18 protein-coding genes are annotated in these 19,974 nt (G+C 74.7%); 13 read left to right on the plus strand and 5 right to left on the minus strand.

The annotated features are described in order from the left end of the window. Nucleotides 1-96: 96 nt before the first annotated feature. On the plus strand, nucleotides 97-531 hold the full coding sequence (locus AB0K43_RS26495; protein ID WP_363643974.1) for an Lrp/AsnC family transcriptional regulator: 435 nt from the start codon (nucleotides 97-99) through the stop codon (nucleotides 529-531). A gap of 10 nt (nucleotides 532-541) precedes the next feature. On the opposite strand, the gene AB0K43_RS26500 is transcribed toward AB0K43_RS26495, so the two are convergent. From AB0K43_RS26500 to AB0K43_RS26510, 3 genes are read right to left on the minus strand one after another with little or no spacing between them, the layout of a single operon-like run. After that, nucleotides 542-943, minus strand: coding sequence for a RidA family protein (locus AB0K43_RS26500; RefSeq protein ID WP_363643976.1), 402 nt, complete (start codon nucleotides 941-943; stop codon nucleotides 542-544). A 19-nt stretch (nucleotides 944-962) separates the two neighbouring features. Beyond that, nucleotides 963-1,715: an IclR family transcriptional regulator gene (locus tag AB0K43_RS26505; protein WP_363643978.1), complete on the minus strand. Its 753-nt coding sequence runs from the start codon at nucleotides 1,713-1,715 to the stop codon at nucleotides 963-965. Further along, nucleotides 1,712-2,734 carry a sugar kinase gene (locus AB0K43_RS26510; protein ID WP_363643980.1) on the minus strand — a complete coding sequence of 341 codons (1,023 nt, stop codon included), beginning with the start codon at nucleotides 2,732-2,734 and terminating at the stop codon, nucleotides 1,712-1,714. The genes AB0K43_RS26505 and AB0K43_RS26510 overlap by 4 nt, the downstream gene beginning before the upstream one ends. Nucleotides 2,735-2,857: 123 nt before the next feature. On the opposite strand from AB0K43_RS26510, the gene AB0K43_RS26515 reads away from it, so the two are divergent. The 10 genes from AB0K43_RS26515 to AB0K43_RS26560 all read left to right on the plus strand — a co-directional run bounded on the left by AB0K43_RS26515 (nucleotide 2,858) and on the right by AB0K43_RS26560 (nucleotide 15,063). Continuing rightward, entirely contained in the window at nucleotides 2,858-4,111 is a 1,254-nt protein-coding gene (locus AB0K43_RS26515; protein ID WP_363643982.1) for an alanine racemase, read from the plus strand. Next, nucleotides 4,111-5,703: a D-aminoacylase gene (locus tag AB0K43_RS26520; RefSeq protein WP_363643984.1), complete on the plus strand. Its 1,593-nt coding sequence runs from the start codon at nucleotides 4,111-4,113 to the stop codon at nucleotides 5,701-5,703. Before AB0K43_RS26515 ends, AB0K43_RS26520 begins: the two co-directional genes overlap by 1 nt. Further along, complete coding sequence (gene eda, locus AB0K43_RS26525; RefSeq protein WP_363643986.1) at nucleotides 5,700-6,308, plus strand: bifunctional 4-hydroxy-2-oxoglutarate aldolase/2-dehydro-3-deoxy-phosphogluconate aldolase; 609 nt, start codon at nucleotides 5,700-5,702, stop codon at nucleotides 6,306-6,308. The genes AB0K43_RS26520 and eda overlap by 4 nt, the downstream gene beginning before the upstream one ends. 166 nt (nucleotides 6,309-6,474) lie before the next feature. Then, nucleotides 6,475-7,197, plus strand: a complete 723-nt coding sequence (locus tag AB0K43_RS26530) for an ABC transporter ATP-binding protein (protein ID WP_363643988.1) — start codon at nucleotides 6,475-6,477, stop codon at nucleotides 7,195-7,197. Continuing rightward, nucleotides 7,194-10,025, plus strand: coding sequence for an ABC transporter permease (locus tag AB0K43_RS26535; RefSeq protein ID WP_363643990.1), 2,832 nt, complete (start codon nucleotides 7,194-7,196; stop codon nucleotides 10,023-10,025). Before AB0K43_RS26530 ends, AB0K43_RS26535 begins: the two co-directional genes overlap by 4 nt. Nucleotides 10,026-10,222: 197 nt before the next feature. Beyond that, nucleotides 10,223-10,786 carry a DoxX family protein gene (locus tag AB0K43_RS26540; protein ID WP_363643992.1) on the plus strand — a complete coding sequence of 188 codons (564 nt, stop codon included), beginning with the start codon at nucleotides 10,223-10,225 and terminating at the stop codon, nucleotides 10,784-10,786. A 108-nt stretch (nucleotides 10,787-10,894) separates the two neighbouring features. After that, nucleotides 10,895-11,104 carry a cold shock-like protein CspC gene (gene cspC, locus AB0K43_RS26545; protein ID WP_363643994.1) on the plus strand — a complete coding sequence of 70 codons (210 nt, stop codon included), beginning with the start codon at nucleotides 10,895-10,897 and terminating at the stop codon, nucleotides 11,102-11,104. 532 nt (nucleotides 11,105-11,636) lie between these two features. After that, nucleotides 11,637-12,146 carry a hypothetical protein gene (locus tag AB0K43_RS26550; RefSeq protein WP_363643996.1) on the plus strand — a complete coding sequence of 170 codons (510 nt, stop codon included), beginning with the start codon at nucleotides 11,637-11,639 and terminating at the stop codon, nucleotides 12,144-12,146. A gap of 301 nt (nucleotides 12,147-12,447) precedes the next feature. After that, the gene (locus AB0K43_RS26555) at nucleotides 12,448-14,262 is read left to right on the plus strand and encodes a glycosyl hydrolase family 18 protein (protein WP_363643998.1); all 1,815 of its coding nucleotides are present in this window, start codon (nucleotides 12,448-12,450) and stop codon (nucleotides 14,260-14,262) included. Between the two features lie 285 nt (nucleotides 14,263-14,547). Then, nucleotides 14,548-15,063 (plus strand): nuclear transport factor 2 family protein, encoded by a 516-nt coding sequence (locus AB0K43_RS26560; protein WP_363644000.1) that lies wholly within the window; start codon nucleotides 14,548-14,550, stop codon nucleotides 15,061-15,063. A 66-nt stretch (nucleotides 15,064-15,129) separates the two neighbouring features. Here AB0K43_RS26560 and AB0K43_RS26565 read toward each other — a convergent pair whose 3' ends face one another. After that, complete coding sequence (locus AB0K43_RS26565) at nucleotides 15,130-15,690, minus strand: MarR family transcriptional regulator (RefSeq protein WP_363644002.1); 561 nt, start codon at nucleotides 15,688-15,690, stop codon at nucleotides 15,130-15,132. A gap of 160 nt (nucleotides 15,691-15,850) precedes the next feature. On the opposite strand from AB0K43_RS26565, the gene AB0K43_RS26570 reads away from it, so the two are divergent. Both AB0K43_RS26570 and AB0K43_RS26575 read left to right on the plus strand, forming a co-directional pair. Then, entirely contained in the window at nucleotides 15,851-17,143 is a 1,293-nt protein-coding gene (locus AB0K43_RS26570; RefSeq protein WP_363644004.1) for an MFS transporter, read from the plus strand. Between the two features lie 149 nt (nucleotides 17,144-17,292). Then, nucleotides 17,293-18,675 (plus strand): FAD-binding oxidoreductase, encoded by a 1,383-nt coding sequence (locus AB0K43_RS26575; protein WP_363644006.1) that lies wholly within the window; start codon nucleotides 17,293-17,295, stop codon nucleotides 18,673-18,675. A 33-nt stretch (nucleotides 18,676-18,708) separates the two neighbouring features. Here the strand turns inward: AB0K43_RS26575 and AB0K43_RS26580 are convergent, their stop codons facing one another. Then, on the minus strand, nucleotides 18,709-19,776 hold the full coding sequence (locus AB0K43_RS26580; RefSeq protein ID WP_363644008.1) for a MerR family transcriptional regulator: 1,068 nt from the start codon (nucleotides 19,774-19,776) through the stop codon (nucleotides 18,709-18,711). Nucleotides 19,777-19,974 lie beyond the last annotated feature (198 nt).

A 19,974-nucleotide genomic window follows, 5' to 3' on the forward strand; every position in this document is an offset into this window, starting at 1 on the left:
GGCGACGGGCATCCGATCGCGCTGTCAGCCTTGTGGACGAAAGGCCTGTGGCCGGTTCCGCCTTCCGAACCGAAACAGCTGATCCAGGGAGCCCCGATGGACGCCGTCGACCGCCTTCTGCTGGCGGAGCTGCAGGCAGACGCCCGGCTCTCCTACAACGAGCTCTCCCGCCGGGTGAACCTCTCCGCCCCGGCCGTGGCCGAGCGGGTCCGGCGGCTGGAGGCGGACGGGGTGATCGCCGGCTACCACGCGCACGTCGACCCGGCCCGGGCCGGGGTGACGGTGATGGCCCTGGTGTCGATCCAGTGCTACGGCCCGCGCTGCCTGCTCCGCGACCCCGAGGTGCCGACCTGGCCCGAGGTCTTCCAGCTGCACCGGGTGACCGGCGGCGCCTGCTGCACCCTGCTGATCGGGGTGGCCGACATGGCGGCCTTCGAGCGGCTGATCGACCGGCTGGCCGGCCACGGTCAGCCGGCCAGCTCGATGATCCTCTCCAGCCCCGTCCCGTGGGCGCCGGTGGTGGCGCCCTGACCGCGCCGGGTCAGCCGATGTACGCCTGCGCGTCGATCTCCACCAGCATCGCCTCGTGCGGCAGCTCGACGAAGACGGTGGTGCGGCAGGGCTTCACCCCGCCCTCCGGGAGGTGCTCGGCGATGAACTCCCCGTACACCTCGTTCATCGGCCCGAAGTCGGCGCGATCGGTCAGGTAGACCCGGAACATCAGCACGTCCTCGACGGTCGCGCCGCCCGCCTCCAGCACCGCCCGGACGTTCTCCAGGGTCCGCCGGGTCTGCGCCTTCACGTCCCCCGGGTGCAGGTACCCACCGGTGGCGGGATCCTGCGGGCCCTGCCCTGAGACCTGCAGCAGCGGGCCCTTGCGGACCCCCTGGGAGAACACCCAGGCGGGGGCGGGGGCGCCGTCGGTACGGACCTCGGTCTTCATCTGCACTCCTGTCGATCGGTCAGCCGGCCGCGGCGTGCCCGCAGTCGGCCGAGATGGCGGTGGCGGTGGCCAGCAGCTGCGGCAGCAGCGCCAGCACCCCTTCGTACGGCAGCAGCACGTCCGGCACCGACACCGAGGCCGCGGCGACCACCCGGCCGGTGGCGTCCCGGACCGGCGCGGCCACGCAGTTGATGAACGGCTCGTGCTCCGCGTGGTCCTGCGCCCACCCCTGGGCGGCCACCCGCTCCAGCTCCGCGAGCAGCGCCGCGGGGGTGGTCAGGGTGCGGGCGGTGAACGGGGTGAACTCGATCTGCGCCACCACCCGGCGGCGCTCGGCCGGCGGCAGGTCGGCCAGCAGCACCTTGGCGACGGCCGCGCTGTGCAGCGCCGCGCGCAGCCCGACCCGGGAGTACATCCGCACCGGGTGCCGGGAGTCGTACTTGTCGATGTAGACCACCTCGCCGCCCTCGTAGGCGGCCAGGTGCACGGTCTGGCCGGTGGCCGCGTTCAGCTCGCGCAGGTGCGGCGCCGCCACGGCCCGCACGCCGCGCTGCTCCAGCGCCTGGCCGGCCAGCGCGAACAGCTGCGGGCCGAGCCGGTAGCGGTGCGCGGCGTCGCGCTGCACCACCCGGGCCTCCTCCATCGGCCGCAGCAGCCGCAGCGCGGTGCTCTTGTGCGCGTCCAGCACGGCGGCGAGCTGCTCCAAGGTGCGCTCGCCCCGGCCGAGTTCGGCCAGCAGCAGCATCGCCCGGGCGACCGTCGAGCTGCTCACGGGGCGGCGCCCGGGTGGAAGCCGTCCTGGTCGACCCGGGCCGCGGCCCAGCCGGCCTCGTCCACGGCCAGCAGCCGGTCCAGCACCTCGCGGGGCGGCAGGACGCCCAGGTCGCCCCGGACGGTCAGTGCCGAGGCGGCCGACAGGTGGCCGAGCCGCAGCCGCTGCCGCTCCGGCAGACCGCGCAGCACGCCCGCGAGGTAGCCCGCCGCGAAGGCGTCGCCGGCCCCGGTCGGCTCGAGCACCGCGACCCGCAGCGCGGGCTCGGCGAGGGTGGAGCCGTCCCGGGCGATCGCGGTCGAGCGGTGCCCGTCGTCCTTGAGCACCAGGACCTCCGGCCGGGGCAGCAGCCGGCGCAGGCCCTCGGGGTCGTCGGTGCCGAGCACCTCGCGGGCCTCGTCCGCGCCGAGCAGCACCAGGTGCGACCCGTTCATCAGGAACCGCAGCGCCTGCCGGTCCCGCCCGGCCCACAGCGCGGGCCGCCAGTTGAGGTCGAAGCTGATCCGCTTGCCCGGTACGGCGAGCAGGGTGCGCACCAGCCGGTGGCAGCTGTCCGACAGGGCCGGCGTTATCCCGGTCAGGTGGATCAGGCCGGCGCCGTCCAGCAGCGGCGCGGCGGCGGGGTCGGCCAGGATCTCGGGGCCCATCGCGGAGGCCGCGGAGCCGCGCCGGTAGTAGTGCAGCCGGCTGCGGCCGGCGCCCAGGTCGTGCGGGTGGTCCCGGCCGGAGCCGGTCTCCTTCAGGTACAGCCCGGTGGGGCGCTCCGGGTCGACGGCCACCGCCGAGGTGTCCACCCCGTGCGCGGCGATCTGCGCGACCAGGCTGCGGCCCAGGCCGTCCGCACCGACCCGGCTGATCCAGGCGGCGCCCACGCCGAGCGCGGCCAGCGCGCAGGCGACGTTGGACTCGGCGCCGCCGAAGCCGCGCCGGAAGGTCTCCGCCTCCTCCAACGGTCCGGTCCGTTCCGGCAGCAGCACGGCCATCGACTCGCCGATGCAGACGGCGGCAGGGGTGGTCACCGGGCGGCTCCTGGCGGGTGCGGTGGGGCAGGGTCGTTGACCACTGGTCTGGACCTGAGGTTAGATCACCTCCACAGCTGATGCAACGACCGTTGCGAATATCGCAACAGGAGGGTGGTCCCGGTGCCGCTCATCGATCGCGCCAGGGTGGCGGAGCTCGCCGAGGAGCGGCTGGACTGGCGGTTCAAGGCCGCCCCGGCCGCCGCCTGGGGCGCCACCGTCGCCGAGTACCTGGCCACCGGCCCCACCCTGGACGACCTCGGCACCCCGCTGCTCACCCTCGACGCGGGCGCCCTCGACCACAACCTGCGGACCATGGCGGCCTGGTGCGAGCGGGCCGGGGTGGCCCTCGCACCGCACGGCAAGACCTCGATGGCGCCCGCCCTCTGGCAGCGCCACCTGGACGCCGGAGCGGTCGCCGTCACCCTGGCCAACCTGCCGCAGCTGCGGGTCGGCCGGGCCTTCGGCCTGGGCCGGATCCACCTCGCGGGGGCGCTGCTGGACCCGGCCGGGCTGCGCTGGCTGTCCGGGGAGCTGGCCGCGGACCCGGAGTTCCGGTTCGCCTCCTGGGTGGACTCCACCGAGTCGGTCGCCCTGATGGAGCGGGCCCTGCGCGGCGCCCCGGCCCCGGTCGACGTCTGCGTCGAGCTCGGCGCCCCCGGCGGCCGCACCGGAGCCCGCACCGTCGCCGAGGCGGTCGAGGTGGCCCGCGCGGTGCGGGCCGCCCCGGGCCTGCGGCTGGCCGGGATCAGCGGCTACGAAGGCCCGCTCGGCCCCGACGGCTCCGCCGAATCGGTCGCCGCCGTCGCCGGCTACCTGGCCCGACTGGTCGAGCTGCACGGCGAGTTGGAGGAGCTGTACGAGGCCGAGCAGGTCTGGATCACGGCCGGCGGCAGCGCCTTCTTCGACACCGTCGCCGACCACCTGGCCCCGCTCGCCGACGCCCGCACGCAGGTGGTGGTCCGCTCCGGCGCCTACGCCGCCCACGACGACGGCTTCTACCGGGGCATCTCGCCGCTCGGCCGCACCGCCGGCGCGACCCCGTTCCGGGCGGCCCTGCACGGCTGGGCCCGGGTGGTCTCGCAGCCCGAGCCCGGCCTCGCCCTGCTGGACGGCGGCCGCCGCGACCTGCCGTACGACCTGGGCCTGCCGGTGCCCCAACTGGTCCGCGGCCGGGGCCCGTCGACCGGCACCGTGAGCGCGCTCAACGACCAGCACGCCTTCCTGCGCGGCGCGGACGTCCGGATCGGCGACATCGTCCGGCTGGGCGTCTCGCACCCCTGCACCGCCTTCGACAAGTGGACCCTGATCCCCGTCCTGGACTCCGCGGACGCCGAACTCCCGCGCGTGGTCGACCTGATGAGGACCTTCTTCTGATGCCCGACCTGCTGATCCGGGGTGCCTGGATCATCGACGGGACGGGCGCCGAACGCCGCCGGGCGGACCTGGCCGTCACCGCGGGCGTGATCACCGTGCCGGACGGAGCCCCGGCCACCCGCACCATCGACGCGGACGGCCTGGTGCTGGCCCCCGGCTTCGTGGACATGCACGCCCACTCCGACCTGGCCCTGCTCACCGAGCCCGAGCACCTGGCCAAGGTGAGCCAGGGGGTGACCTGCGAGGTGCTCGGCCAGGACGGCCTGTCCTACGCCCCGGTGGACGCGCCCACCCTGGAGCGCCTGCGCCGCCAACTCGCGGGCTGGAACGGCGATCCGGACGGCTTCGCCTGGGACTGGCGCACGGTCGGCGAGTACCTGGAGCGGCTGGAGCGCTCGGGGCCGGCGGTCAACGCCTGCTACCTGGTGCCGCACGGCACCCTGCGGGCCCTGGTGGTCGGCTGGGAGGACCGCCCCGCCACCGCCGTCGAGCTCGCCCGGATGCGCCGGCTGCTCGCCCAGGGCCTGCGCGAGGGTGCCGTCGGCCTGTCCAGCGGGCTCACCTACACCCCCGGCGGGTACGCCCCCACCGCCGAACTCACCGAGCTGTGCCGGGTGGTGGCCGAGCACGGCGGCTACCACTGCCCGCACACCCGCTCCTACGGGGCCGGTGCGCTGGAGGCCTACGCCGAGATGATCGAGGTCTCCCGGCAGAGCGGAGCCCCGCTCCACCTCACCCACGCCACCATGAACTTCGGCGTCAACCGGGGCCGCGCACAGGAGTTCCTCACCCTGGTGGACGCCGCCCTGGCCGACGGCCTGGACCTCACCCTGGACAGCTATCCCTACCTGCCCGGCTCCACCACGCTGGCCGCGCTGCTGCCCTCCTGGTCCACCGAGGGCGGCCCGGACCGGACGCTGGAGCGGCTGCGCAACCCGGCCGCCCGGGAGCGGATCAGGATCGCCATGGAGGAGCAGGGCAGCGACGGCTGCCACGGCGTGGTCGCCGACTGGGCCACCGTCCAGATCTCCGGGGTCCGCGACCCCGCGCTGGCCGACCGGGTCGGGCGCAGCGTCGCCGAACTCGCGGGCGAGGGTGGCGCGACCGAGGCCTTCCTCGACCTGCTGCTGGCCGACCGGCTTGGCACCACCATCCTCCAGCACGTCGGCCACGAGGCGAACGTCCGCGCCATCATGCGCCACCCGGCGCACACCGCCGGCAGCGACGGACTGCTCACGGGGGCCCGCCCGCACCCCCGGGCCTGGGGCACCTTCCCGCGCTATCTCGGGTACTACGCAAGGGAGTTGGGCGTGCTGACGCTGGAGGAGGCGGTGGCCCGGATGACCGGCCGCCCGGCCCGCCGGCTGGGCCTGCGTCGGCGCGGGGCGATCCGCCCCGGGTACGCCGCCGACCTGGTCCTGTTCGACCCGCTGACCGTCCGCGACACGGCCACCTTCGAGCACCCGAAGCAGCCCGCCGCCGGCATCCCGTACGTCTTCGTCAACGGCACCGCGGTGATCGACGACGCCCGCCCCACCGGCGCCCGCGCGGGCCGCACCCTGCGCCGCCGACCGACCGGAGAGACCCGATGACCCTGCTGGGACAGCTCGCCGCCGACCGGGTGGTCGCGGTGGTCCGCGCCCCCGCGATACCCGATGCCGCCGCCCTGTGCGCCGCCCTCGCCGAAGGGGGTGTGCGCTGGGTGGAGTTCACCTTCACCACCCCCGACGTGGCCGCCCATCTGCGCCGCGCCACCGCCGCCGGCACCGGCTGCCGGATCGGCGTCGGCACCGTGCTGACCGCCGTCCAGGTCGAGCAGGCCGTCGAGGCCGGCGCCGAGTACCTGGTCACCCCCGGGCTGCGGCCCGCCGTGGCGGCCGCGCCCGTGCCGGTGATCCTCGGCGCGCTCACCCCGACCGAGGTGGCGGCGGCGGTCGACCTGGGCGCCGCCGCGGTGAAGATCTTCCCGGCCCGGGCGTTCGGCCCCGGCTACCTCAAGGACCTGCGCGGCCCCTACCCGGACACCCCGCTGATCGCCTCCGGCGGCGTCGGCGCCGCCAACGCGGCCGACTTCCTGGCCGCCGGAGCGATCGCGGTCTGTGCCGGCAGCGAGGTGGTGGCGCCCGGCCTGGTCGCCGCCGGTGACTGGCCGGAGATCACCCGCCGGGCCCGCGCCTTCGTCGCCGACCTGGGCTGATCCGCCCGATCGCGCCCCCCGGCCGATGCCGGGGGGCGCTTGTCGATCGGGCGCATACCCGGTATACATACTCGGTATGCGCCCCGGTCGAGGTCCCCCTCGGCCCCGCGGCCGGCACCCAGGGGGGTGGCCGCGAGCAGCGCCGGCACGAGGGAGAGCGGAAACAGTGACCACACAGCACAGGGAGTCCGGGGGCGCGGTCCTGCAATTGCAGGCGGTGTCCCGGGTGCACGGCCGCGGGGCCGCGGAGGTCCACGCGCTCCGGGGGATCGACCTTCAGGTGCGGGCGGGCGAGTTCGTCGCGGTGATGGGGCCGAGCGGCTCCGGCAAGTCCACGCTGCTCACCCTCGCCGGCGGCTTGGACCGGGCGAGCTCCGGCGAGGTGGTGATCGAGGGCCGGCCGCTGGGCGGTCTCAGCCAGGGCGCCGTCGCGGCCGTCCGCCGGCGCGCCATCGGCTACGTGTTCCAGGACTTCAACCTGATCCCGGCCCTGACCGCGCTGGAGAACGTCGGGATCCCCCGCGAGCTGGACGGCGTGCCCGCCCGCCGGGCCCGCGCCGAGGCGCTCGCCGCCCTCGACGAGCTGGGCATCGCGGAGCTCGGGGAGCGCTTCCCGGACGAGATGTCCGGCGGCCAGCAGCAGCGGGTGGCGATCGCCCGCTCGCTGATCGGTGACCGCCGCCTGGTGCTGGCCGACGAGCCCACCGGCGCGCTGGACTCCACCACCGGCGAGACCGTGCTCGGGGTGCTGCGCGCCCGCTGCGACGCGGGGGCGGCCGCGGTGATGGTCACCCACGAGGCCCGGCACGCGGCCTGGGTGGACCGGGTGGTCCTGCTGCGCGACGGCCGGCTGGTCGAGGAGACGGTCGGCGGGGGTGCGCGCCGATGAGGATCTCCGCCTGGCGGGCGGCCCTGCGCATCGCCCGCCGCGACGCCCTGCGGGCCAAGGGCCGCAGCGCCCTGGTGCTCGCCATGATCGCGCTGCCGGTGCTCGGTGTGACGGCCGCCGACGTGACCGCCCGCAGCGGTCGGCCCACCCCGCAGGAGCAGGCCACCCGGCTGATGGGCGCCTCCGACGCGTACCTGACCGTGGTGGAGCGCGGCTGGCGCGTGCAGCAGGCCCCGAACACGCTCGGCAACGTCTCGGTGGTCTCCCGGACGGGCCCGAAGCCCACCCCGACCGAGCAGGAGAAGGCCCGGGCCGCCGAGCCGCTGGACCAGCTGATCCGCCAGGCCCTGCCGGCCGGCGCCCGGGTGGTGCCGGTGGAGAGGTCCGCCAACTCCGTCGGCACCAGTACGGCCCACGGCCAGCTGGCGGTGGAGACCTACGGCGTGGACCTCACCGACCCGGCCGCCGCCGGCCTGGTGACGCTCCGCGGCGGCAGCTGGCCGCAGGCCCCGTACGAGGTCGCGGCCACCACGGCCTTCCTCGCCGACTCCGGCCTCGAGGTCGGCCGGACCACCACCCTGGTGGGCACCGACCGCCCGCTGCGGATCACCGCGGCCGTCGAGTACCCGGGCGCGCTCGACGCCGACCGGCTGATCGGCCGCCCCGGCGAGCTCTCGGGTCTGCTGGCGGCGGGCTCCGACCCGACCGAGCGGACCGGCGAGCCCGACACCCCGAGCTGGCTGGTCTCGCTGCCCGGGCACGCCGAATTCGGCTGGGACGCGGTCCAGCGGGCCAACGAGTACGGCTTCTCGGTCGCCTCCCGTGCGGTGCTCGCCGACCCGCCGCCGGACAGCGCCGTCCCGCTCTACCGCGACCACCCCGACACGCTCGGCGCGGAGCAGGCCGACGGGCTCAACCGCACCACGGTGCTGGCGACCGTGGTCGGCATGGCGCTGCTGGAGATCGTTCTGCTGGCCGGCCCGGCCTTCGCGGTCGGTGCCCGCCGCTCCCGCCGGCAGCTCGGGCTGATCGCCGCGGGCGGTGGCGACCAGTCGCACATCCGCGCCGTGGTGCTGGCCGGCGGTGTGGTGCTGGGCGGCGCCGGAGCGGCGGTCGGCATGGTGCTCGGCGTCGTCGCGGTCGCGCTCGGCAGGCCCTGGCTGGAGGCCAGGACGGGGGCCAGGTTCGGCCATTTCGGCCTCGAACCCGCCGACCTGCTGGTGATCCTGGCGATCGGTGTGCTGACCGGCCTGCTCGCGGCAGTGGTACCGGCCTTCCAGGCGGCCCGGCAGCACGTGGTGGCGGCCCTCACCGGCCGTGGCACCATCCGGCCGCCGGCGCGGTGGTTCACCCTGCTCGGCGCCGCCGCGGTGCTGGCCGGCACGGCGCTCGCGCTGCTCGGGGCCACCAGCGGCGCGCGGACCAGGGTGGTGACGGTCGGCTCCATGCTCGCGGAGCTCGGCCTGGTCGCCTGCACGCCGTACCTGGTGACGCTGTTCGGCCGGCTCGCGCGGTTCCTGCCGCTCGGGCCCCGGCTGGCCCTGCGCGACGCCACCCGGCACCGCAGCCGGACCGCGCCCGCGGTCGCGGCGGTGATGGCCGCGGTGGCCGGTGCGGTGGCGGTGCTGACCTTCCAGAGCAGCAGCGAGGCGGGCGAGCGGGAGCAGTACGTCCCGTCCGCGCCGGCCGGCGCCGTCACCCTGCAGATCGACAGCCGGGACAAGGGCGACCTGCGGGGCGCGGTCGAGCACGCGCTCACCGGCCTCGGGACGCGCGCCGACCTGAACGCCGTCGACTACGGGGTCTGCGACGGCAAGCCCGGCAGCTTCTGCGGCCGCATCACGCTCCGGACGGCCGCCGGGAGCGCCTGCCCGGCGCTGGGCGGGCAGAAGGAGGACGGCTGGGGCACCCGGATCTCGGCGGAGGAGGCGCAGCGGCTGCTCGCGACCGATCCGCGCTGCCACGAGGGCAGGGCGCCCGCCTACACCTTCGGCGAGCTGATCGCCGGTGACGCGGCCGTCCTGCACAACTTCCTCGGCGCCGACTCGCCCGAGGCCGCCCGGGCCCTCGCCGAGGGCAAGGTGGTGGTGCTCGATCCGGGTCTGGTCAAGGACGGCGCCGTCACCCTGGGGCTGGTGCGCTTCGGGGCCAACGGGCCCGAGGGCAACACCACCAGCACCATCACCCTCCCGGCGGTGGCGGTGAAGGCCGAGCTGCCGGTGGCGCGGGCGGTGCTGTCGCCGGCCGCGGTGGCCAAGGCCGGCCTTGACCTCGGCAGCGCGGGCTCGGTGTGGCGACCGGCGCAGCCGCCGACCCCGGAGGCCGTGCAGCGCGGCGCCGCCGCGGTGACCACGGCGGGGGCGCACAGCATCTTCGCCGTCGAGACCGGCTACCGGTCCGGCAGCGACAGCGTCGTGGTGCTCGGACTGGCCGTCGCGGCCTCGGTGGTGGCCGTCGCCGCCGCCGGCATCGCCACCGGACTGGCGGCCGCGGACTCCCAGCGGGACCTGGCGACGCTGGCCGCGGTCGGCGCCGCGCCGGGCATCCGGCGCAGGCTGTCGGGCTTCCAGTGCGCGGTGATCGCCGGGATCGGCGTCCTGCTGGGGGCGGCGGCCGGATTCGTGCCCGCCGCCGCGATCCAGCGGGTGCAGAACCTGGGCAAGGTGCCGTTCGTCGACCCGACCGGTGCGATCGACCTCGGGACCCACCCGCTGGTGGTGCCGTGGACGTACCTGGCGGTCGTGGTGGTGGGCCTGCCGTTGCTCTCCTGGGCGCTTGCCGCCGGATTCACCCGCTCCCGGGTCGTGCTGGCCCGCCGGACGGACTGATCCGGGGCGGGTAAGCCAAGGGGTGAACGGGGGCGGGTCGGTGTGGGCCGACCAGCCCCCGCTCGGCGTGCCGGCGCGTCCGGCGCGGGGCGGGATTCGCCCGGATGGCGTCCCCGGGTCGAGCGTGCGGGGCGGCTGGGCTGGGATTGAGCTCGAACGCGGCGTCAGCCGCGTCACCGGACCCCAGGGGCGTCACCATGACCAGTCTGAACCGCAAGGACCTCGGCCTGCTGGCCCTGCGCTCCGCCGTCGGCGGGGTGCTCATCGCGCACGGGACGCAGAAGCTGTTCGGCTGGTTCGGCGGCGGCGGTGTCGACGGCACGGCCCGAGCCATGGAGCACATGGGCTTCGAACCCGGCCGGGAGAGCGCCATCGCCTCCGGTCTCGGCGAGGCGGGCGGTGGCGCGCTGCTGGTGCTGGGCCTCGCCACCCCGGTCGCGGGGTCGATCGTCGCGGGCACCATGGCCGGGGCGATCTCGGTGCACGCCCCGGCGGGCTTCTTCGTCACCAGCGGCGGCTTCGAGTACCCGGCCCTGCTGGGCGCCTGCGGCCTCTCGCTCGGCGTCGCCGGCGCCGGCCGCTACTCCCTCGACCACGCCTTCGGCCACGCCGTGGACCGTCCGTGGCACGGACTGCTGGCCTTCACCGCGGCCGCGCTGGGCGCGGTCGCCGTGGTGGCGCGCCGTCAGGACGTGGTGCGCCGCCGCGCGGCCCGCGCCGCCGACGAGGCCGCCGACCAGGCGGGCACCGGGCTGTCCTGAGGCGGCCGCGCGCGCGGTCCGGGGCCCCGGGTTAGCCGGGGCCCCGCTGGGCATGATCACCCCAGTGCGGCCGCAGGGCCATGCCAACAAGCCTACGAGGAGAGCGACATGGCGAAGATCCAGGGCCAGGTCAAGTGGTTCAACGAGGCGAAGGGCTTCGGCTTCATCAGCCCGGCGGACGGCAGCAAGGACGTGTTCGTCCACTTCTCGGCGATCCAGGGCAACGGCTTCAAGACCCTCGCCGAGGGGCAGAACGTGGAGTTCGAGATCCAGGACGGCCAGAAGGGCCCCAGCGCGGTGAACGTGGTCGCCGTCTGACCTCCGCCGTCCGCGGCCCCCGCGCCCGCCCGGCCCGCCGCGGTCAGTGGCGGACGGCGCCGGCGTACGGCCTCACGTCCACGCCGACGATCTCGACGCTCGTTCCGGTGCGGGGGGCGTGCAGCAGCCTGCCGTCACCCAGGTAGATGCCGACGTGGTGCAGGTCGGTGCAGCCGCGAAGGCCTTCAGCGTGAGCCCGGAGCAGTCGTACGAGCCGGGGCCGGTGGCCGGGCGACCCCGGTCCCGGAGCCGGTCCATGAGCTCCGCCTCCAGCTCGCCGAGCTCGCGCGCACCACCGCCGTACCCCTCCGCCGGCCGCCGAACCGTCCGCGCCATGGTGTGCGCCCCGGGCGGCCCCGCCCGGCCCGGCCGATCACCCGAACCGCCCTGCCGGGTGGCCGCGGCGGCCGGGCGGGCCAACGGTGGTGGGGCGGGGGCAGCCGAGCGAGGAGTGGTCATGCAGCGTCGGATCGTGCCGGGTGGTCGGATCGGTTCAAGGCCTCGGATCGGCTCAGGGCCCCGGCTCAGGGCGGTGGCGGTGGCCGTGGCGGCGGCCGTGCTGGGCGGTGCGGGACTGGTGGGCTGCTCCTCGGGGAGCTCGCCGTCGCCGGCGGTGTCCTCGGTGCTGCAGTCCGGGCTGTCGGCCGCGGCCTCGGCGGCCGGGAGCCTGGCCTCCAGCGCCACCTCGGGGGCGGCCTCGGCGGCCGCCTCCGCCGCCTCCTCCGCGGCGGCGGCCGCCTCCTCGGCCCTGGCCAGCGTGAAGGGCGGGCTGGACGCGAAGAGCGACATCTCGCTCGGCGGGGTGACCTCGGCCTCCGACGGGCACCTGCAGGTGCCGCTGACGGTGACGAACGGCGGGTCCCAGGCGTACAAGTACACGATCCAGGTCAACTTCAACGACCAGAGCGGCAATCTGCTGGACGTGGTGGTGCTGACCGTCCCCGACGTGGCCGCGGGCGGCACCGCGCAGGCCACCGCGACCAGCAACCGGACCCTTTCCGGGAACGTGACGGCGGAGGTCGCCTCGGCCCTCCGCTACTGACCGGCACCCCTATGGCGGCATCGGTGGAACCTTAAGGGCGGCTCAAGGGGCAAATCTGGCTCTTGACGGGGGAGTTGGTCTAGTCCATTTTTATGCCCAGGTGCAGGGAGCCCCTGGGCCGGCGCCGGAGGTCTCGACCTCCGGCGCCGGTTCGGCTCATCCGGGCACCGGCACGATCGGTTGACGCAGTACCGAAGGCCCCGCTCGATTCCACTGTCATGCCCCTGACCATCCGGCCCCACCCCGGATGTCACACCCCGGGGGCACGGCGGGATCCCCCACGACCAGGAGTCACGCAGCCATGCTTCGTTCCGTCCCCGCGCCCCAGCCGGCGCGCCGGCGACGGCCCAAGAGCCTGACGGCTCTGGTGGCCGGCACCGCCGCCTCCGCACTGCTCGGCACGGCCCTCGCCCTGACCTCGGGCGCCACCGCCCAGGCCGCGCCCACCAACTCCACCGGCGCCCCCGCGACCAGCGGCGGCATCAAGGTCGCCTACTTCGACCAGTGGTCGATCTACGGCAACGCGTACTACCCGAAGACCATCCAGGACACCGGCGTGGCCGGGAAGCTGGACTACCTGATCTACGACTTCGCCAACATCAACCCCACCACGCTCTCCTGTTTCGAGGCCACCAAGGCTGCCTCGCAGGACGAGAACAACCCCAACGCGGGTGACGGTGCGGCCGACGCGTTCGCGGACTACCAGAAGAGCTTCGGCGCGGACATCTCCGTCGACGGTGTCGCGGACGCCTGGGGCCAGCCGATCGCGGGCAACTTCAACCAGCTGAAGAAGCTGAAGGCGAAGAACCCCAACCTCAAGGTGCTGCTGTCGATCGGCGGTTGGACCTACTCCAAGTACTTCTCCGACGCGGCGGCCACCGACGCCTCGCGCAAGAAGCTGGTCTCCTCCTGCCTCGACATGTTCATCAAGGGCAACCTGCCGGTGGACGCGGGCTACGGCGGCGCCGGCTCGGCCGCGGGTGTCTTCGACGGCATCGACATCGACTGGGAGTACCCGGGCGGCGGCGGCCACCTCGGCAACCACGAGAGCGCGAGCGACAAGCAGAACTTCACCAAGCTGCTCGGCGAGTTCCGCACCCAGCTGGACGCGCAGGGCGCCGCCGACCACAAGACCTACGCGCTCGCCGCGGCGGTCGGGGCCGGCCAGGACAAGATCAAGAACATCGAGACCGACAAGGTCGGCCAGTACCTGACCTTCCTGGACGTCATGACCTATGACATGCACGGCGGTTGGGAGGCGCAGGGCCCGACGAACCACCAGGCCCCGCTCTACTCCGGCCCGAACGACCCGATGACCCCGATCCCCGGTGGCACCGGCAAGTACTCGATCGACGCCGCCATCAAGGCCTGGACCGTCGGCGACCCGCAGTACGGCATTCCGGGCGGCTTCCCCGCCAACAAGATCAACATGGGGGTGCCGTTCTACTACCGCGGCTGGACCGGCGTGCCGAACAACGGCAAGAACGGCCTGTTCCAGTCCGCCGCCGGGCCGGCCGCCGGTGCGCCGATGTCCGGCAGCGTCGCCGGCATCCAGATGTACAAGGAGCTCGCGGGCTTCGTCGACAACGCGTCCAAGACCTTCTGGGACGACCAGGCGAAGGCCACCTACTTCTACGACGGCACCACCTTCTGGAGCGGTGAGGACGCCAGGTCCATCCAGGCCAAGCTCGACTACGCGCACTGCAACGGCCTCGGCGGCGCCTTCGCCTTCTCGCTGTACGACATGGGCACCAAGACCGCCCTGTTCGACAAGATGGTGACCGCCACCAACGGCTCCGCGGCCGACTGCCCGGCGGCTCCGTCCCCGTCGCCGTCCGCCTCCTCGGCCTCGCCGTCGCCGTCCTCCTCGCCGTCCTCCTCGGCCTCGCCCAGCACCTCGGCCTCGCCGTCCTCCTCGCCGTCGACCTCGGCCTCGGCCTCGCCGAGCACGCCGGGTTGCGCCGCGCCGAGCTGGAACGCCGCCACCGTGTACGCCACGGCCGGCACCAAGGTCAGCTGGAAGGGCCACAGCTACACCAACAAGTGGTGGACCACCAACGAGGACCCGAGCCTCAGCGGGCAGTGGGGCGTCTGGACCGACAACGGCCCCTGCTGAACCACCGATCACCCCGTAGCAAGCCTCCACGTGGCCGGTTCGACCGGGTCATGAGCGGGTCGCACCGACGCCCGGCCGGGTCTCCCGGCCGGGCGTCGTACGTTCGCGGCCGTCGATCCGGGCACGGCACGTGACGCCCCGGCAGGGCCGGGTGGACGGGCGTGGACAGCATCGAACAGCCCCCGCCCCGGTGGTGCCTGGAATGTGGACAGCGCCCGGCCCGAGTCTGGGTGCCGTGCCGGTCGCCTCCGACGCGCCCGCGCCCGCACCCGAAGGAGCACCACCATGACCGTCCGCCCGTCCCGCGCCATGATCGCGCTGACCGCCGCCGCCGCCGTGTGTGCCACCGTCGGCGCCGCCACGACCGCCCACGCCGCGCAGGAGGCCGCCCGCCGCCCGCCGAGGATCGTCGCCGACTGGGCCCGCGCCTGGAACGGCACCGACCCCCAGGCGCTCGGCGCCCTGTTCACCACCGACGGCACCTACACCGACGAGGCCGTGGGCATCACCTTCCGCGGCCCCCAGGAGATCTCCGGGTGGAAGGCCCGCGCCGACAGCATCATCGACCAGGTCCACGTCACCGTGCGGGCCACCCACCGCGACGGCGGCCGGATCACCGTCGACGCCGTCTACGCCGGCCACCTCAAGGGTGCCCCCAAGCCCTTCGCGGTGCCGATGACCACCCTCCTCGAGGTCGACCGGGGCAGCTGCCGGATCACCTCCGACCAGGACCGCTACAGCCTCGCCACGCTCCTCACCCAGTCCGGCCTGCCCGCCGACTGGACCCCGCCCGGCCACTGACCGGCGGGCGGGACACGCAGGGCCCCGGACGGGACGTCCGGGGCCCTCGGCCGTGCTCGGCCGGGGTCAGTCCAGGTCCTCGGTGCGGCCGAGGGCGTCGGGCTGGGTGACCTCGATGCGGCGGAGCATCCGGCCGAGCATGGCGGACAGCGCCGGGCGCTCCTCGGCGGTGATGTCCTGGAGCAGGTCGGCCTCGAAGACGGCGGCCATCCGCATCAGCTCCAGCCACTTGTCGCGGCCGGTCTCGGTGAGCTCGATGATCACGCGCACCCGGTTGGCCTCGTCCCGGTCCCGGGTGACCAGGCCGTCGCTGACCATCCGGTCGATCCGGTGGGTCATCGCGGCCGGCGTCAGCCCGAGCCGCTTGGCCAGCTCGCCGGGGCCGAGCCGGTACGGGCTGCCCGAGATCACCAGGGCCTTGAGCACCTCCCACTCCGCGGACGTGATTCCCAGCACAGCCAGCTGCCTGCTGTACGCGACGTTCATCCGCCGGGCGAGCCGGGAGAGGGTGGACACGATGGTCTCCACCTGGGGGTCCACGGTCGGGAATTCCCGCTGGTAGACGGCCACCTGCTCGGCGATGCCCAGCTCGCCGTCGTCCGGCGGCGCGGGTCTGCGTGCACTCATACCGGCCATTGTCCCACGCAACCCTGCAGCCGTTAAGCCTTTGACGTCTCAAGCTTTGGAGGCTTAGAGTTCAGGCCTAAAGTTTAGCTCTTAAATCTTCTGGCCTAAACACGACAGGTCCGAAGTCTCAAGCAAAGGGGTGTGCACGGTGACCGGCACGGTGAAGCAGCAGAGGCAGCAGCGTTACGGGGCGGGCGGCCCGCTGCGCCGCGTCCAGATCGGCAACGCGCTCAGCGCGTTCGGCAGCGGCTTCACGATGCCGTACATGTTCGTCTACGTGGACCAGGTGCGGGGCCTGGGCTCGGTGGCGGCCGGGATGGTGTTCACCGTCTTCGCGCTGGCCGCGCTCGCCGTGCTGCCCTTCACCGGCCGCGGCATCGACCGGTACGGGCCGCGCCCGGTGCTGCTGGCCGGCGCCGCGCTGGCCGCCGTCGGGGCCTTCTCGTTCGGTCAGGCCACCGGCACCCCCGGGCTGCTGGTCGCCTCGTTCCTGTTCGGCGCCGGGGTCACCACCTGCCAGCCGGCGCTGGCGACGATGATCGTCCGCAGCTCGCCCCGGGCCACCCGGCACCGGGCCTTCGCGCTCCAGTTCACCCTGGTCAACCTGGGCATGGGCATCGGCGCGCTGGTCGGCGGGCAGATCGTGGACGTGGCCGAGCCGGCCAGCCTGACCCGGCTGTTCACCATCGAGGCGCTCACCTTCCTCGGTCTGGCCGCCGTCACCGGCACCGCCCGGATCCCGGCCGCCGTCGAGGAGGCCGAGCCGGCGCGCCGGGACGCCCCCAGCGGGCTGCGCGCGCTGGTCGCCGACAAGGCGATGCTGCGGCTCTGCCTGCTGGCCGGTCTGATCTTCTTCACCTGCTACGGCCAGTTCGAGTCCGGGGTCGCGGCCTTCGCCACCGACACCGTGGGCACCGCGCCGTCCACCCTGGGCCTGGCCATCGGCGCCAACGCGCTGACCATCGTGCTGCTGCAGATGTTCGTGGTGCGGATCACCGAGCGCCGTCGGCGCACCACCGCGATGGCCGCCGCCGGCGTGGTCTGGCTGGCCGCCTGGGCGATGGCCCTGGTCGCCGGGCTGATCCGGACCGAGACGATGGCCGCCACGGTCGCCATCGTCGCCATCTACGCGCTGTTCGGCGTCGGGGAGTCGCTGCTCGCGCCCACCCTGGGCCCGATCGTCGCGGACCTGGCCCCGACCCGGCTGCTCGGCACCTACAACGCCGGGTACGCGCTGGTGAAGCAGATCGCGATCGCGGTCGGCCCCGCCGTCGGCGTGCTGCTGGTCGGCTCCGGCACCTGGCCGCTGTACCTGGCCGCGATGGCCGCCTGCACCCTGATGATCATCGCGCTCTCGGTGCGCCTGCGCGGGCACCTCACCCCGGCCCAGGACAACGTGCACCAGCTGACGGTGGTTCAGCACCCGGTCCGCGAACTGCAGACCGCCGCCTGAGCCGACGCCCACCCGGGCCCCGCCCCGACCCCGCGCGCCGGCCCCGCGCGCGGGGCCGGGGCCGTTGCGCTCCGGATGCGGGCGGCCTCGGCCCCGGACTACGCTCGGTAACGTCGGAGTGGGCTCGTCCCGGAGAGGGGCGCATCAGTATGACTTCCGACCTGCTCGATTCCGGAATGCTGGCAGGCCTGCGGTCCGGTCTGGTGGGGGAGACGATCGCGCCGGGCGACACCGGCTACGACGAGGCGCGCGCCGTGTTCAACGGGGTGATCGACCGCAGGCCACGGGTGATCGCGCAGTGCGTGACCCCCCGGGACGTGGCCACGGCCGTCGCGTTCGCCCGCAGCCACGGACTGGAGCTGTCGGTCCGCGGCGGCGGCCACGGGGTGACCGGCGCCGCGGTGGTCGAGGACGGCCTGGTGATCGACCTGCGCCGGATGAACGCCGTGGACGTGGACCCGGCGGCGAAGATCGCCCGGGTCGGCGGCGGCGCCACCATGGCGGACCTGGACCGGGCCACCCAGCCGTACGCCCTGGCCACCACCGGCGGCCGGGCCTCCACCACCGGTGTGGGCGGGCTCACCCTGGGGGGCGGCTCCGGCTGGCTGGAGCGCCGGTTCGGGCTGATGTGCGACAACCTGCTGGCCGCCGAGCTGGTCACCGCGGACGGCCGCAGGGTGCGCGCCTCGGAGCAGGAGCACCCCGAGCTGTTCTGGGCGCTGCACGGCGGCGGCGGCAACTTCGGGGTGGCCACCGAGTTCACCCTCGGGCTGCACCCGCTGCCCGCCTTCGCGATCGCGCTGCTGCTCTGGCGGACCGAGGACGGGCCCGACGTGGTCCGCCGCTACCGGGACTACATGGGCGACGCCCCGGACGAGGTCGGCGGCGCCGTGCTCTACCTGACCGCCCCGCCGGAGCCGTTCGTGCCGCCGGAGATGGTCGGCCGGCCGGCCGTCGCGATGCTGCTCACCTACACCGGCGGGCTGGGCCAGGCCCAGCCCGTGTTCGAACCGATGCTGGGGCTCGGACACCGGGCCGAGGTGGTCGCCGAGCTGCCCTACGCGGATCTCCAGTGCATGCTCGACGACCCTCCCGGGTACCGGAACTACTGGTCGGCGGAGTACCTGGCAGGCTTCCCCGACCAGGCGGCGGACCTGTTCTGCGCGCGAGCGCGGGACATGGTCGCGCCGTCGCCCTCGCAACACGTGATCTTCCCGCTCGGCGGGGCCGTGGCGGCCGGCCGCGACGACTACCCGGTGCCCTGGCGCGCCGCCCCCTGGGCCGTCCACCCCTTCGGACTCTGGCAGGACCCGGCCGACGACGAGCGGGGCCGGGCCTGGGCGCACGCGGTCTGCGCGGACCTGTTGCCCTGGTCGATCGGGGCCGTCTACCTCAACTTCATCGGCGACGAGGGCCAGGAGCGCACCCGGGCCGGCCTGGGCGAGCGGAACACCCGCCGGCTGGCGGCCGTCAAGGCCGAGTACGACCCGGACAACGTCTTCCACCGGAACCACAACATCGTCCCGGCGTAGCCGCCCGGGCGCGGCCGGCCCCCGCGGCCGCGGCTACAGCACCGTCGGCATCAGCAGCGAGAAGGTGTCCGCCCGCTCCGGGAAGCGGATCGCCAGCGGCGCGATCGGGCCGCCGAACTCCAGCACCAGCTGGCCGGAGCCGCCCGCCGCCACCGCCTCCAGCAGGAAGTCCCGGTTCACCTGCACCTGGAGCCCGCCCGCCACGGCCTCGCCGCTCGTGCTCAACGAGCCCGCGGGGTCGACGGTCAGCACCGAGACCTGGTAGCCGGCCCCGTCCTGACCGCGCCGCGCCGGGCGGACCGGGCCGGTGGCGAGCGCCGCGCGCAGCAGGTCCGCGCCGAGCTCGACCCGGTGGGTCGGGTCGAGCCGGATCAGCGCCCGGTAGTCCGGGTAGTCCTGGTCGATCCGCTGCCCGGTGACCGTGCGGCCGTCCACGGCCAGGGTCAGCCGGTCACCCTCGACCAGCAGCTCCGCGCTCCGGGCACCGTCGAGCAGCACCCGTACCTCGTCCAGCAGGGCCGTCGGCACGATCACGCTCGCCCCCGGGCCGTCCAGCTCCGCCACCGGGGCCTGCGAGAGCGCCAACCGGTAGCGGTCCGTGGCGACCAGCCGCAGCAGGCCGCCGTCCGTCTCGAACAGCACCCCGGCCACCGCCGGGAGCTCGGCCCCCGGGGCGGCGGCGAACCGCACCGCGTCCAGGGCCGCGGCCAGCTCCGGTGCGGCCAGGGTCAGGCGGGTCGACTGCGTGGTGTCCATCGTGCTCTCCCTCGAGGCGATCAGTGTGCGGACCGTGGCGAGCTCGCGGCGGGCATCGGCGAGGCCGTCCTCCAGCCGGCGCAGATGGGCGTCGACGGCGTGCCGGGCCGTGCCGACGTCCCCCGCCAGGACCAGGCGGATGTCGGCCAGCGGCATCCCGACCCGGCGCAGCCGGGCCAGCAGCCGGGCGGCGTCGAGCTGTCGGGGCGCGTACCGGCGGTACCCGGTGCGCGGATCCACCTCGGCGGGGCCGAACACCCCGGCACCGTCGTAGAACCGCAGGGCGCTGACACTCAGCCCGCTGTCCCGGGCCATCTCGCCGATGCTGCGCATGCTGCTCTCCACACCGAGGACTCTGGGCCCTCGACCAGGTCGAGGGTCAACCCGGCGGACCGCGGGGCGCCGCAGCGCCCGGGAACGGCAGAAGGCCCGGCGCACAGTGTGCGCCGGGCCTTCTCTGCTACTGAGTAGCGGGGACAGGATTTGTAACAGCGGCCACAGGGTTTTGTTCCCAGCGAGCGACCCGATAGGGAGAGCGGGGTG

This window comes from Kitasatospora sp. NPDC049258, assembly GCF_040678895.1.
Taxonomy (GTDB): Bacteria; Actinomycetota; Actinomycetes; order Streptomycetales; family Streptomycetaceae; genus Kitasatospora.

What these genes read in the sequence shown, in the direction of transcription:
- AB0K43_RS26495 (WP_363643974.1), top strand. Translation starts at nt 97, where the DNA reads ATGGACGCCGTCGACCGCCTTCTGCTGGCGGAGCTGCAGGCAGACGCC.
- AB0K43_RS26500 (WP_363643976.1), bottom strand. Translation starts at nt 943, where the DNA reads ATGAAGACCGAGGTCCGTACCGACGGCGCCCCCGCCCCCGCCTGGGTG.
- AB0K43_RS26520 (WP_363643984.1), top strand. Translation starts at nt 4,111, where the DNA reads ATGCCCGACCTGCTGATCCGGGGTGCCTGGATCATCGACGGGACGGGC.
- eda (WP_363643986.1), top strand. Translation starts at nt 5,700, where the DNA reads ATGACCCTGCTGGGACAGCTCGCCGCCGACCGGGTGGTCGCGGTGGTC.
- AB0K43_RS26535 (WP_363643990.1), top strand. Translation starts at nt 7,194, where the DNA reads ATGAGGATCTCCGCCTGGCGGGCGGCCCTGCGCATCGCCCGCCGCGAC.
- AB0K43_RS26540 (WP_363643992.1), top strand. Translation starts at nt 10,223, where the DNA reads ATGACCAGTCTGAACCGCAAGGACCTCGGCCTGCTGGCCCTGCGCTCC.
- cspC (WP_363643994.1), top strand. Translation starts at nt 10,895, where the DNA reads ATGGCGAAGATCCAGGGCCAGGTCAAGTGGTTCAACGAGGCGAAGGGC.
- AB0K43_RS26555 (WP_363643998.1), top strand. Translation starts at nt 12,448, where the DNA reads ATGCTTCGTTCCGTCCCCGCGCCCCAGCCGGCGCGCCGGCGACGGCCC.
- AB0K43_RS26560 (WP_363644000.1), top strand. Translation starts at nt 14,548, where the DNA reads ATGACCGTCCGCCCGTCCCGCGCCATGATCGCGCTGACCGCCGCCGCC.
- AB0K43_RS26565 (WP_363644002.1), bottom strand. Translation starts at nt 15,690, where the DNA reads ATGAGTGCACGCAGACCCGCGCCGCCGGACGACGGCGAGCTGGGCATC.
- AB0K43_RS26575 (WP_363644006.1), top strand. Translation starts at nt 17,293, where the DNA reads ATGACTTCCGACCTGCTCGATTCCGGAATGCTGGCAGGCCTGCGGTCC.